General features: G+C 70.2%; 14 protein-coding genes. 7 read left to right on the top strand and 7 right to left on the bottom strand.

Features of this window, described 5'->3' with window-relative positions; genetic code table 11:
* Positions 1–3: 3 nt before the first annotated feature.
* Together ACFYZR_RS11590 and ACFYZR_RS11585 are read right to left on the bottom strand one after the other, a co-directional pair.
* Positions 4–231 (bottom strand): DUF397 domain-containing protein, encoded by a 228-nt coding sequence (locus ACFYZR_RS11590; protein ID WP_391908410.1) that lies wholly within the window; start codon positions 229–231, stop codon positions 4–6.
* Positions 212–1,078, bottom strand: a complete 867-nt coding sequence (locus ACFYZR_RS11585; protein ID WP_391908407.1) for a helix-turn-helix domain-containing protein — start codon at positions 1,076–1,078, stop codon at positions 212–214. Before ACFYZR_RS11585 ends, ACFYZR_RS11590 begins: the two co-directional genes overlap by 20 nt.
* 178 nt (positions 1,079–1,256) lie before the next feature.
* Between ACFYZR_RS11585 and ACFYZR_RS11580 the strand changes: the two genes are divergently transcribed.
* The 4 genes from ACFYZR_RS11580 to ACFYZR_RS11565 all read left to right on the top strand — a co-directional run bounded on the left by ACFYZR_RS11580 (position 1,257) and on the right by ACFYZR_RS11565 (position 4,567).
* Positions 1,257–1,598, top strand: a complete 342-nt coding sequence (locus ACFYZR_RS11580) for a hypothetical protein (protein ID WP_391908404.1) — start codon at positions 1,257–1,259, stop codon at positions 1,596–1,598.
* Positions 1,595–1,885, top strand: coding sequence for a DUF6255 family natural product biosynthesis protein (locus ACFYZR_RS11575; RefSeq protein ID WP_391908402.1), 291 nt, complete (start codon positions 1,595–1,597; stop codon positions 1,883–1,885). Before ACFYZR_RS11580 ends, ACFYZR_RS11575 begins: the two co-directional genes overlap by 4 nt.
* A gap of 83 nt (positions 1,886–1,968) precedes the next feature.
* Complete coding sequence (locus ACFYZR_RS11570; protein WP_391908399.1) at positions 1,969–3,471, top strand: carboxylesterase/lipase family protein; 1,503 nt, start codon at positions 1,969–1,971, stop codon at positions 3,469–3,471.
* Positions 3,472–3,487: 16 nt separating this feature from the next.
* Positions 3,488–4,567 (top strand): PP2C family protein-serine/threonine phosphatase, encoded by a 1,080-nt coding sequence (locus ACFYZR_RS11565; RefSeq protein ID WP_391908396.1) that lies wholly within the window; start codon positions 3,488–3,490, stop codon positions 4,565–4,567.
* Positions 4,568–4,689: 122 nt separating this feature from the next.
* Here the strand turns inward: ACFYZR_RS11565 and sodN are convergent, their stop codons facing one another.
* On the bottom strand, positions 4,690–5,085 hold the full coding sequence (gene sodN / locus ACFYZR_RS11560; protein ID WP_391908394.1) for a superoxide dismutase, Ni: 396 nt from the start codon (positions 5,083–5,085) through the stop codon (positions 4,690–4,692).
* Positions 5,086–5,229: 144 nt separating this feature from the next.
* Between sodN and sodX the strand changes: the two genes are divergently transcribed.
* Positions 5,230–5,694, top strand: a complete 465-nt coding sequence (sodX, locus tag ACFYZR_RS11555; RefSeq protein WP_391908569.1) for a nickel-type superoxide dismutase maturation protease — start codon at positions 5,230–5,232, stop codon at positions 5,692–5,694.
* Here the strand turns inward: sodX and ACFYZR_RS11550 are convergent.
* Complete coding sequence (locus ACFYZR_RS11550) at positions 5,586–6,227, bottom strand: CGNR zinc finger domain-containing protein (RefSeq protein WP_391908392.1); 642 nt, start codon at positions 6,225–6,227, stop codon at positions 5,586–5,588. The genes sodX and ACFYZR_RS11550 overlap by 109 nt on opposite strands.
* Positions 6,228–6,329: 102 nt before the next feature.
* On the opposite strand from ACFYZR_RS11550, the gene ACFYZR_RS11545 reads away from it, so the two are divergent.
* A complete protein-coding gene (locus ACFYZR_RS11545) occupies positions 6,330–7,091 on the top strand; it encodes a class I SAM-dependent methyltransferase (protein ID WP_391908391.1) in 762 nt (253 codons plus the stop codon).
* A gap of 93 nt (positions 7,092–7,184) precedes the next feature.
* On the opposite strand, the gene ACFYZR_RS11540 is transcribed toward ACFYZR_RS11545, so the two are convergent.
* The 3 genes from ACFYZR_RS11540 to ACFYZR_RS11530 all read right to left on the bottom strand — a co-directional run bounded on the left by ACFYZR_RS11540 (position 7,185) and on the right by ACFYZR_RS11530 (position 10,207).
* Positions 7,185–7,946 carry an amino acid ABC transporter ATP-binding protein gene (locus ACFYZR_RS11540; protein ID WP_391908388.1) on the bottom strand — a complete coding sequence of 254 codons (762 nt, stop codon included), beginning with the start codon at positions 7,944–7,946 and terminating at the stop codon, positions 7,185–7,187.
* Positions 7,943–8,911, bottom strand: coding sequence for an amino acid ABC transporter permease (locus tag ACFYZR_RS11535; RefSeq protein ID WP_391908567.1), 969 nt, complete (start codon positions 8,909–8,911; stop codon positions 7,943–7,945). The genes ACFYZR_RS11540 and ACFYZR_RS11535 overlap by 4 nt, the downstream gene beginning before the upstream one ends.
* A 330-nt stretch (positions 8,912–9,241) precedes the next feature.
* The gene (locus ACFYZR_RS11530; RefSeq protein ID WP_391908386.1) at positions 9,242–10,207 is read right to left on the bottom strand and encodes an ABC transporter substrate-binding protein; all 966 of its coding nucleotides are present in this window, start codon (positions 10,205–10,207) and stop codon (positions 9,242–9,244) included.
* 589 nt (positions 10,208–10,796) lie between these two features.
* On the opposite strand from ACFYZR_RS11530, the gene ACFYZR_RS11525 reads away from it, so the two are divergent.
* Positions 10,797–12,011 carry an NADP-dependent malic enzyme gene (locus tag ACFYZR_RS11525; protein ID WP_391908384.1) on the top strand — a complete coding sequence of 405 codons (1,215 nt, stop codon included), beginning with the start codon at positions 10,797–10,799 and terminating at the stop codon, positions 12,009–12,011.
* The last annotated feature ends 48 nt before the right edge of the window (positions 12,012–12,059 follow it).

The raw sequence follows: 12,059 nt of genomic DNA, 5'->3' as shown, positions 1-12,059 counted from the left end.
CGCTTACAGCCGTCCGTCCTTGACGGCTCGCGTGAAGGCGCTGAACCCGCCCGCGCCGACGCGGATTATGGGGCCGTCCGGCCGTTTCGAGTCGCGTAAGGCCATTGCGTCGAGTGCGGCGACTTCGACGCAGGTATGGCCCTCGTCCCCGCTGTGGGACGACTTGCGCCATTTTCGCTCGGGCAGATCATGACGTAGCACGTGCTGAACCTCACCTGTGTTCAAGTTCATCCGCGATGGACGAGATCAGCTCAATGGACTGCCGCGACGACAGAGCCGAGGCTCGCAGCCCGTCGAGCGCCCGCCTATACCTTGCCACCGGCTCATCCTCCTCCAGGTACAAGGCGCCGTCGAGGTATTCGACTTGCACGACGTCCAAATCCAGCGGATCCGGGTAGGAATAAAGGACGAAGGAGCCACGAGTTTCTGTGAAGACACCCTGAGAGAAGGGGATGACCTGGATCGTCACCTCTGGTGGCTGGCTCACGGCCACCAGGTGGCGAAGCTGTTCGGCCAGTACCTCGGGGCCGCCGATCTCCTGACGAAGGGCGCCCTCCTGGATGATGGCGAGGTATTGCGGCGGGTCTCCTCGGAGAAAGATTTTCTGCCGCTCCATACGGAGATCCACATAAAACTCGAGTTTGTCGGCAGTCAGTTGTGCCGATGAGCCGTTGATGACCGCAGTGGCGTAGTCCTGGGTTTGGAGGAGCCCTGGGATGATCTGAGACCGGAATGTGGCGATTCGCGCGGCATCGGACTCGAGTGTGAGCAACTCCTTGAATCCCGGCGGAATCATCTCGCTGTGCTGGCGCCACCAGCTGCGCTTTCCGCCCTCCGCCGCGAGGGCGATCAGCCACTCGCGTAGTTTCTCGTCCTCGACCCCGTAGAGGTCGAGCAGCACGTCGAGCTCCAGTCGCAGGACGCGGTGGCGTCCGGTCTCCTGTCGACTGATCTTCGACTTGTCGCCGTGGATCGCTCTCGCCGCCTCCTCGGTGGTGACCTTGGCAGCCTCCCGGAGCGCTTTGAGCTCGGCTCCCAGCCTGCGGCGACGTGCCGTACGGCGAGCGGGTTGTCCCACGTCTTCCTCCCCTGGCTCGTTTTGCGGCCCAGTGTGGTGCAGGTGTGCGGATCCTTCCGGAGGGTGGGGAGATGGTCACCCACAGGAGTTAATTTCCGCAATGCGAAGCTCTATGGGTGGCGGATCCGGGCATCGTGAGGGCCGACTCGATGAGCCGAATTGGGGAGGCGATAGCGCCATGACCTACCGGAACGGTGCCTACGTCATGGACACCCGCGAGAACAGACTCGCGCAAGTGATCGGAAGCACCGACGCCCACGTCCAGGTGCAACGCCCCGGCGGCGGCCTCCAGTGGGAGGTGCCCGTCGCGGACCTCCGCCTGGCCACGCGCGAGGAGCGCGAGGCGGCGGGCCTGCCCGCAAGCGCGTCCCCCGTCGGATGCACGGAGTGCGCCGCGCTGGTGGCGGCGCGGCGGGAGGCCGGGGTGAGCGGGGACGAGGAGAAAGTCGTGGACGCGATGGTCGCCGTGCGGACGCACTTCCGTGACGCGCACGTGCTGCCGTACTGGACCCGGCGATGAGCGCGGCGCCCCTGGCCGGGGGCCGTTGCCAGCACAACCCTTCAGGCTGGACCCACGCCGGAGGCGAATCCCGCTGCCACTCGTGCGGCGTGCGACGCTTCAGCGGCTACGGCGCGCTGCGGCCCCCGGGGCTGGCCGCCGCGATCGCCCCGGCGCCCCGGGATCCCCGCGCCGCCGACCGCGCGGCCGCGCTCGGCCTGGCGAGGGCCCGACGGGCGAGGTGGTGGTGGCGCCGTCCCGTCGGCTCGCCCCCGGCGACAGAACCGGCGGCGCCCGGACGCCGATAAGTGGCCGCCCGGTGCTTATGGCCGTAGACCGGTGTCATCGGTGTCATCGGTGTTGGCCGTGCGCGACGGGCGAAGGAAGAAGGATGGTCACGGTGATGGAGGACCGGCGACCGGTGGTGGCCACGCGGACCGGCCGTGTGCGTGGGGTCGTGGAGGGGCCGGTGGCGGCCTTCCGGGGCGTCCCGTACGCGGCCTCGCCGGTGGGCGAGCTGCGCTTCGCCCCGCCCCGGGCCCATCCGGGCTGGGGCGAGGTACGGGACGCCGCCCGCCCCGGGCCGGCGGTGCCCCAGGAGCACTCGCGGCTGGAGGGGGTGATGGGACCGCGCGTCCCGGACTGGGACGAGGACGGCTGCCTCAACCTGAACGTATGGACCCCGGCCGAGGCACTCGCCGACGGGTCGGCGCCACGACCGGTGCTGGTGTGGTTCCACGGGGGCGGCTGGTCCAGCGGCTCCGGCGGCTGGGACTGGTACGACGGCGGACGTCTCGCCGCGCTCGGCGACATCACCGTGGTCACCGCCAACTACCGCATCGGCCCCCTCGGCTTCCTCCACCTGCCCGCCATCGGCGCCGAGAACCTCGGCCCCCAGGACCAGGCCGCCGTCCTGCGCTGGGTCACCGAGAACATCGCTGCCTTCGGCGGCGACCCCGCCCTCGTCACGGTCGGCGGCCAGTCGGCGGGCGCGTACTCGACGATGTCGCTGGCGACCGACCCCGCCACCGGCCGGATGGTCCGCCGGGTCATCGTCCAGAGCGGCCCCCTGGGCCTGCCGCCCCAGGACCCCGCCGACGCCACCGCGACCACCGCCGCCTACCTGCGCCTCCTCGGCCTCGGCCAGGCGGCCGACACCGGCCGGGCCCTGCGCGCACTGCCCTGGCAGCGGCTCCAGCGCGCCTACCAGGAACTGGCCGACAGCCTCGATCACCGGCCGGGCGACATCGCGCCGCCCATGTGGTCCGTCCTCGGCGGCCCCGGCCAGCCCCGCGCCTGGCAGGAGGCCGTGGCCGAGGGCGCGCTGGACGGGACGGACGTGCTGATCGGCACGGTCTCCGACGAGATGACGGCCTTCCTCACGACCGACCCCCGTCTGCGCTCCCTCACTCGCGAGGCCGCCCTCGATCTGCTGGGCGCCCTCCCCGGCCGGCTCGGCGCGGACGCCCCGCTGGCCTACGAGCGCTACGAGGCCCGGCGCCCCGGCGCCACACCCGCCCACGTCTACACCGACCTGGCCGGCGACCGCGTCTTCCGCGACGGCAGCCTCCAGGTCGCCGCCCACCGCGCCGGCCACGGCCTGCCCGTCTACGTCTACCGCTTCACCCGCCGCCCCGAGCCCGACGACCACGGCCTCGGCGCCACCCACTGCGCCGAGCTGCCCTTCCTCTTCGGCACCTTCGACACCTTCCCCGACGCACCCATGCTCGGCACGGTCGACGGCCACGACCACGACCTGGCCCGCGCCTTCGCGGGCGCGCTCGCCGCCTTCGTCACCACCGGATCCCCCAACGGCGACGGCCTCGCCGACTGGCACCCGTATGGCCCCGGCCCGGACCCGTACGTCAAGTACTTCGGCCCACGGCCGGTCTGACGAGGGGTGTCACGCTGTGGCTGCGGTGTTCGGGATTCCTCGCCATGCGCGGCGGCTCGCCGTCACGGCCTACGCGGTGCTGGTCACGGCCATCGGGTTCGACCTGAGCAGTGGCCCGCACTGGACCGCTTCCCCCGTGCTCGCCGCGGCGCCCGTGCTGGCCGGTGTCGGCACCCGGCGGGCCCGGATCCCGCTGACGGTGGGGCTGGCCGCGCTGGTGCTGGTCGCGCTGCTGGGGGCGCATGACCGCTCCGTTCCGCTGCTGGACCATCTGACCTCGGGCTTCGCGGTCCTGGCCACCACCTGCATCAGTGCCGCCAACGTCGTCCTGGTGGCCACGCGCGAGCGGGAGCTGGTGCGCTCGCGCTCGGTGGCCGAGGCCGCCCAGCTGGCCCTGCTGCGGCCGGTGCCCGAACGCGTCGGCGGTCTGCGGGTGGCGGTGCGGTACCTGGCGGCGGCCGCCGACGCCCGGGTGGGCGGAGACCTGTACGAGGTCCTGGAGACCCCCTGCGGAATCCGGCTGATCATCGGCGACGTGCGGGGCAAAGGCCTGTCGGCCGTCGAGACCGCGGCCGACGTGCTTGGTTCGTTCCGGGAGGCCGCCCAGGTCGAGGCCGACCTCGGCACGGTGGCACGGCGGCTCGACGCGGCGGTGCGGCAACGCGGGGGCGGCGAGGAGTTCGTGACCGCCGCCCTGCTGGGCATCGCGCAGACGGAAGCACCGGTGGAACTGGTGAACTGCGGGCACCCGCCGCCCCTGCGCAAACGAGGCGAAGAGGTCACCCCGCTCCGGACACAGAGCTCCGACAGCGCCCCACCGCTGGCCCTGCGGTACCTGGCCGACGGCCCGTACGACATCGAACGGTTCGCCTTCGGAAAGGACGACCTGCTGGTGCTCTACACGGACGGCGTGACCGAGGCACGGAACGCGAACGGTGATTTCTACCCGCTGGAGAGCCGGCTGTCCCGGATGCCGGAGAGCTCCCCGGACGCCCTGGCCGACCACCTCGTCGCGGATCTGCTGGCCCACGCCGGCGGCACACTGCAGGACGACGCGGCCCTGCTGGTGATCCGCCGCCAGCACCGGAACCGGTGACGCCGCCCCAGAACCCGCCGGACGCCTGCGGCGTCACCGGACGGCCCCGGACACACCGAAGGGGCGCCCCCGGCCAAAACCGGTGGCGCCCCTCGGCGCGCGTCTAGCGGAAGAGGAAGGCGTCAGGCCTTCTTCGTCTCCCAGAAGATGCGGTCGATCTCGGCGATGAGCTCGAGCGCCTTCTCACCCGTCTTCGGGTCCGTCGACGCCTTCGCGGCGCTCAGCGCCTTGAGGGTGTCGTTGACCAGCTGGTGCAGCTGGGGGTACTTCTCGAAGTGCGGGGCCTTGAAGTAGTCGCTCCACAGAACCGAAATGTGGTGCTTGGCCAGCTCGGCGCGCTGCTCCTTGATGATGGTGGCGCGAGCGCGGAAGTGCGCGTCCTCGTTGGCCTGGTACTTCTCCTGGACGGCCTTGACCGACTCGGCCTCGATGCGGGCCTGGGCCGGGTCGTACACACCGCAGGGGAGGTCGCAGTGGGCGCTGACCTTCACCTTGGGGGCGAACAGGCGGGAGAGCATTGTGCTGTCCTTCCTCGTGATCGTCTTCTCAGGTGCGAGATTACTCGGTGCGGGAAGGCTTTTCTCGGGCGCCCCGGGGGGCTTAGGACAAAAGACCGGTGTCAGTCTGGGACTGGCGGAGAGACGGACGCGGAGGTTGCCGTGATGCAGGACCAGCTGGACGAGCGCGGCCACGAGCTGGAGCGGGAGCGCCGCGGGCTGCTGCGGGTCGGGCTGGCCGAGGTGTACAACCCCTCGATGGTCCCCACGCTCAACCCCGGCGACCAGCTGGTCGTGCGGTACGGGGCCCCGGTGCGGCCGGGGGACGTGGTGGTGCTGCGGCATCCGTTCCGCCAGGACCTGCTGATCGTCAAGCGCGCGGTGGAGCGGCGCGACGGCGGCTGGTGGGTGATGGGGGACAACCCGCTGGTGGAGAACGACAGCCGGGAGTTCGGCACGGTGCCGGAGGAGTTCGTGGTGGCCCGGGCGTGGCTGCGGCTGCGGCCGCCGCCCGGGGCCGGTCAGCGCTCGGCGGGGGCGCTGCTGTCCTGGGCGGCGGCCGCCGTACGGCCGATGCGCTCCGCCGGCTCGGCGGGGCGGGCGTTCTCCAGGCGCTTGCGGGCGCGGTAGGCGGCGACGTTGGCGCGGGTGGCGCAGCGGTCGGAACAGTAGCGGCGGGAGCGGTTGGTCGAGGTGTCGAGGTAGGCGTTGCGGCAGGGCGCGGCCTGGCAGATGCCGAGGCGGTCGACGCCGTATTCGGTCAGATGGACTGCCAGGCCCATGCTCGCCGTGGCGGTGTAGACCGCGCCCGCGTTGGCCGCGTGGTCGGCGATGTGCATGTGCCACTTGGGGCGGCCGTCCTCGTCCCGGTGCTCGTGGCCCGAGATCTGGGGGCTGACGGGGAACTCCATCAGCAGGGCGTTGAGCAGGTCCACGGCCCTTACCTCGTCGCCCTCCGACGCGGCCTCGAAGACCGCGCGCAGCCGGGCCCGTGCCGAGCGCATCCGGGTGAGGTCGCCGTCGACGAGCCGGCGGGCCGCCTGCGAGGCGGCGCCGAAGAGCTCGCGGGCCACGTCGAGCGAGGTGAGGGTGTCGGTGCCGCGCGCGGGCTGCTCGGTGTTGACCAGCCGCACGGCGAAGTCCGAGTAATAGGCCAGTTCCACTTGTAGTCCTTACGCAGCCGGGCTAGGGTCGCTGTCGTCGACCAGTAATGGCCGATTCTGCTTAGAGGGTATTACAAGGCGCTGCGGAGAGAGGGCGACGGGATGACCGAGAGCGTCACCGCCATGGATTGGAACGCCTGGCAGACCAGCTGGGACCGCCAGCAGGAGTGGTATCTGCCCGACCGCGAGGAGCGGTTCCGGGTCATGCTCGACATGGTGGAGGCCTTCGCGGGGCCGAAGCCCCGGGTGCTGGACCTCGCCTGTGGCACGGGCTCCATCACCGCCCGTCTACTGGAACGATTCCCCAAGGCGACCTCCGTAGGCGTCGATCTCGACCCGGCCCTGCTGGCCATCGCCCGGGGCACCTTCGACGGTGACGAGCGGGTCACGTTCGTCAGCGCGGATCTCAAGGATCCGCGCTGGACCACCGGGCTTCCGTATGACACCTACGACGCCGTCCTCACGGCCACCGCCCTCCACTGGCTGCACAGCGACCCCCTCCGCACCCTCTACGGGCAGCTCGCCGGGCTGGTCCGCGACGGAGGCGTCTTTATGAACGCCGACCACATGCCGGACCCCGCCACCCCGCGCATCAACCAGGCCGAACGGGCGCTGCGCCACGCCCGGCAGGAGCGGGCGAAGGCCGAGGGCGCCCTCGACTGGGCCGACTGGTGGCGGCTGGCCGCCGCCGACCCGGTCCTCGCCGGCCCGACCGCCGAGCGTTTCGTGATCTACGGTGAGCACGCCGACGGCGACACGCCCCCGCTCGACTGGCACGCCCGCACCCTGCGCGAGGCGGGCTTCGCCGAGGCGCGCGCTGTGTGGAGCTCCCCTATGGACGCCATGGTGCTCGCCCTGAAGTGAGCCGCTCGTGAGGGACCTGAAGTGAGTCGCTCGTGAGGGAGGGGCGGTACGGCCTGCCCGGCCGTACCGCCCCTCGCCGTACCCACCCCGCGGCTACAGCACCTTGGACAGGAACGACTTCGTCCGGTCGTGCTGGGGGTTGGTCAGCACATCCCTCGGGCGGCCCGACTCGACGACGACGCCCTGGTCCATGAAGACGACCGAGTCGCCGACCTCGCGGGCGAAGCCCATCTCATGGGTGACCACGATCATCGTCATGCCGTCCTCGGCCAGGCCCCGCATGACGTCCAGGACGTCGCCGACCAGCTCCGGGTCCAGCGCCGACGTCGGCTCGTCGAAGAGCATCAGCTTCGGCTCCATCGCCAGCGCCCGGGCGATGGCCACGCGCTGCTGCTGGCCGCCGGAGAGCTGGGAGGGGTAGTTGCCGGCCTTGTCGGCGAGGCCGACGCGATCGAGGAGCTTGAGGGCGCGCTCCCGGGCCACGGCCTTCGTCTCGCCCTTGACCTGGACCGGCGCCTCCATGATGTTGGCCAGCGCCGTCATGTGCGGGAAGAGGTTGAAGCGCTGGAAGACCATGCCGATGTCACGGCGGTTCTGGGCGACCTCGCTGTCCTTGAGCTCGTAGAGCTTGTCGCCCTTCTGGCGGTAGCCGACGAGCTGGCCGTCGACGTAGAGCCGGCCGGCGTTGACCTTCTCCAGGTGGTTGATGCACCGCAGGAAGGTGGACTTGCCCGAACCGGAGGGGCCGATGAGACAGAACACCTCGCGCGGGGCGACCTCCAGGTCGATGCCCTTGAGGACCTGCACGGCGCCGTAGGACTTGTGGACGCCCTGCGCCTTCACCATCGCGTTCATGCGCTGACGCCTTCCTTGGAACGGTTGCCGAAGGCAGCCAGGTTGGCCCTGACCTTCTGCCACGGGGTGAGCGGCAGGCTGCGCAGCGCGCCACGGGCGAAGCGCCGCTCAAGGTAGAACTGGCCGACGCTGAAGACGCTGGTCAGGATGAGGTACCAGGTGGCGGCGAGGAACAGCATCTCCACTGTCGCACCGGTCGTCTGCCCGATGTCGGACGTGGAGCGCAGCAGCTCCAGGTACTGGGCCGCCGCCGCGGCCAGCGACGAGGTCTTGAGCATGTTGATGAACTCGTTGCCCGTCGGCGGCACGATCACCCGCATCGCCTGCGGCAGCACGATCCGGCGCAGCGTCCTGCCCTGGCTCATGCCGAGCGCGTGGGCGGCCTCGGTCTGGCCCTCGTCGACGGACTGGATGCCGGCCCGCACGATCTCGGACATATAGGCGGCCTCATTGAGCCCCAGGCCGAGCAGCGCGGCCATGAAGGGGGTCATGAAGTCGCTCATCTCGTCCCGGTAGATCGGGCCGAGGTTGATGTAGGGGAAGATCAGCGCCAGGTTGAACCACAGCAGCAGCTGGACGTAGACCGGGGTGCCCCGGAAGAACCAGATGTAGAGCCAGGAGACCGATGAGGTCACGGGGTTCTTCGACAGCCGCATCACGGCCAGGACGATGCCGAGGACCAGGCCCAGCAGCATCGCGAGCAGCGAGATCAGGACGGTCTTGCCGAGGCCCGAGATGACGGAGGAGTCGAAGATGTAGTCCGGGATGGCGCTGTAGTGGACGTTCGCGGAGGCGAAGGCGTTCACCAGCAGGCCGAGGAGGGCCAGGACGAGGACGGCGGAGATCCAGCGGCCGTAGTGGCGGACCGGGATGGCCTTGATCGCCTCGGGCTCGACGGTCGCCTTGGCGGCGGCCGGGGGGTCGGCCGGCGGGTCGGCCGGGGGATCGGCCGGGTCCGGGTCCACCGGGTCCTTGTCCGCGGACGCCTTCTCCGAGGCGGGGGCCTTCTCGGCAGGGGCCTTCCCGGTGGGGCCCTTCTCCGTGGAGACCTTCTTCTCGGCCGAGGTCTCCTTCTCGGGCGCGGGCTCGGGCGCCTTGTCGGCGGCCTTGTCGGCCTTTTCGGCCTTGCCGGGCTCGGGCGTCTCGGCGGGCTTCGCCGCCTTGTCGGGCGCCGGCCCCTTGTCGGGCTCGGACGCCTTGTCGGGCTTGTCGGGGGAAGCAGTCACAGGGGTGCCTTTCAGCGTCTGCCGTACGAGGAGGGGGACAGCCAGGACGAACGAAGGGACAGACGGAGGTCAGGAACCGCCGTTGATCTTCGCTTCCTTGATGGCGCCCGCATCGACGCCCCAGGTCTTGATGACCTTCTCGTACTCGCCGTTCTTGATGATCGCGTCGAGCGCCTCCTTGAGGGCGTCACGCAGCTGGGCGTTGTCCTTCGAGACGGCGATGCCGTACGGCGCGGCCTGCACCTGGTCGCCGACGATCTCGAAGTCCTTGCCGCCGCCCGAGGTCTTCACCGCGTAGGCCGCGACCGGGAAGTCGCTGGAGACGGCGTCGACGCCGCCGGCCTTCAGCCGGGTCTGGGCCTCCAGATCGTTGTCGAAGGCCTCCATGCTGATCTTGTCCTTGCCGTCCTTCTCGCACTTGTCCGACTGGGACTTGGACAGGTCCTCGGAGACGGTGCCGCGCTGGACCGCGATCTTCTTGCCGCAGAGGTCGTCCCAGCCGCCGATTCCCTTGGTCTCGCCCTTCTTGGTGTAGAGCGAGACGCCGGCGTTGAAGTAGTCGACGAAGTCGACGCCCTCGCCCACCTTCTTGTGGGTCTTGGAGTCGAGACCCTCCTGCCGGTCCTTGGTGTCCGTCATCGCGGACATCGCGATGTCGTAACGCTTGGATCGCAGTCCGGTCAGCAGGGCGTCGAAGGTGCCGTTGTTGAACTCGACCTTGACTCCGAGCTGCTTGCCCAGCGCGGCGGCGATGTCGGGGTCGATGCCGACCGTCTTGCCGTCCTTCTTGAACTCGACGGGCGGGTAGGCGATATCGGAGCCCACCTTGATCACCTTGGTGCCCTGGATGCTCTTGGGCAGCTTGGCGAAGAGCGGTGCCGAGGAGCCCTGGGCGGACGGTCCGGCCTCGTTGCCGGTCTTGTTCCTCTGGTCGCCGCAACCGGTCAGCAGCAGGGTGCCGGCGACCGCGATCGCGCCGACGGCGGCCAAACGATTCCAGGCGGCAGCCGGGCGGGGGGTGGTGCTTGCGGTCATTGCTCGTTCCTCCTGCGGTTGAGGGGGTATACGACAGGTAATTCGGCAATCACGCGAAAACACGGCAGAAGTCACAGCACACTTCCTCGTGCGACGCGACCTCGCGCGGTCTGCGCATCTTGCCATCCGGACTGCCCCATTCGGGGGGCCAGCCATGTCAAAATCGGATAACGGGTGATCCCCATTCGTTACCGGGCGGTTCACACCCCTTGTGCCGCTGTGACTGTTCTGATCGACTTCCTGGCGCGAGACGCAGGTCACGCACCACCTGTCTCACTTCGTGGACACCTTGTCGCGTCCAGGGCCAGTTGACACGTTTCCGCCGTGATCGCGTGTCGGGTTCGCGCCACCGGGGCCCGGAACTCACTCGTCGGCCGTAGTGGTCTTCCGGTAGAAAGACCAGTTACACCCCTCACCCGGGGCTCAGGGCGCGCATGTGCGGCGCGCCCGCTTTGTCCGTACCGCCCCGTCGCACGGAAGTCATCCGCCGTCCGGGGGCCGGACATGGTTCGGACATGTGCCCGACCCGCCTCCCACACCCAGAGGCGGTTACCCTCGATCTGCACTTACGACAAAGGGGTCAAGAAAAGTGGCAGCGGAGATCGTGAATCCTCGCAGCGACAGCGGCACGGACGAAGGGGCTCGCGCAGAGTTCTTCGATCCGGCCTTCGCGCTGCACCGAGGCGGCAAGATGGCGGTTCAGGCGACCGTTCCCCTCCGGGGGAAGGACGACCTGTCCCTCGCCTACACGCCGGGAGTCGCCAAGGTGTGCAGCGCCATCGCCGAACAGCCGGAGCTGGTGTACGACTACACCTGGAAGTCCCAGGTCGTCGCGGTCGTGACGGACGGCAGCGCGGTGCTCGGCCTGGGGGACATCGGCCCCGAGGCGTCCCTGCCCGTGATGGAGGGCAAGGCCATCCTCTTCAAGCAGTTCGGCGGCGTGGACGCGGTCCCGATCGCCCTCGACTGCCGTGACGTCGACGAGCTCATCGACACCGTGGCGCGCATGGCGCCCTCCTTCGGCGGCATCAACCTGGAGGACATCTCCGCGCCGCGCTGCTTCGAGATCGAGCGCAGGCTCCAGGAGCGCGTGGACATCCCCGTCTTCCACGACGACCAGCACGGCACCGCCGTCGTCACCCTCGCCGCGCTGCGCAACGCCGCGCGGCTGACGGGCCGTACGCTCGGCGAGCTGCGCGCGGTGATCTCGGGCGCGGGCGCGGCCGGTGTGGCCATCGCCCGGATCCTGGTGGAGGCGGGCATCGGCGACGTCGCCGTGTGCGACCGCAAGGGCATCGTCTCCGGCGACCGCACCGACCTGACGGACGTCAAGCGCGAGCTGGCGGGCTTCACCAACAAGGCCGGTCTGTCGGGGCCGTTGGAGACGGCGCTGGACGGTGCGGACGTCTTCATCGGAGTCTCCGGCGGTACGGTCCCGGAGCCGGCGGTCGCGAAGATGGCCAAGAACTGCCTGATCTTCGCGATGGCCAACCCGAACCCGGAGATCCACCCGGACGTCGCCCACAAGTACGCGGCCGTCGTCGCCACCGGGCGCAGCGACTTCCCCAACCAGATCAACAACGTCCTCGCCTTCCCCGGCATCTTCGCGGGCGCCCTTCAGGTGCGGGCCTCGCGGATCACGGAGGGCATGAAGATCGCGGCGGCCGAGGCGCTGGCCGCCGTGGTGGCGGACGAGCTGAGCGCGGACAAGGTGATCCCCTCGCCGTTCGACGAGCGGGTCGCCCCGGCGGTCACCGCCGCCGTGGCCGCGGCGGCACGGGCGGACGGCGTCGCGCGACGCTGACGCCCCACCTTGATTGAGGGGGCCGGTCCGGACCGTGGGGTCCGGGCC

The organism is Streptomyces sp. NPDC001678, assembly GCF_042892945.1.
Lineage (GTDB): Bacteria > Actinomycetota > Actinomycetes > Streptomycetales > Streptomycetaceae > Streptomyces.
This window is presented reverse-complemented; position numbering and strand designations above follow the sequence as displayed.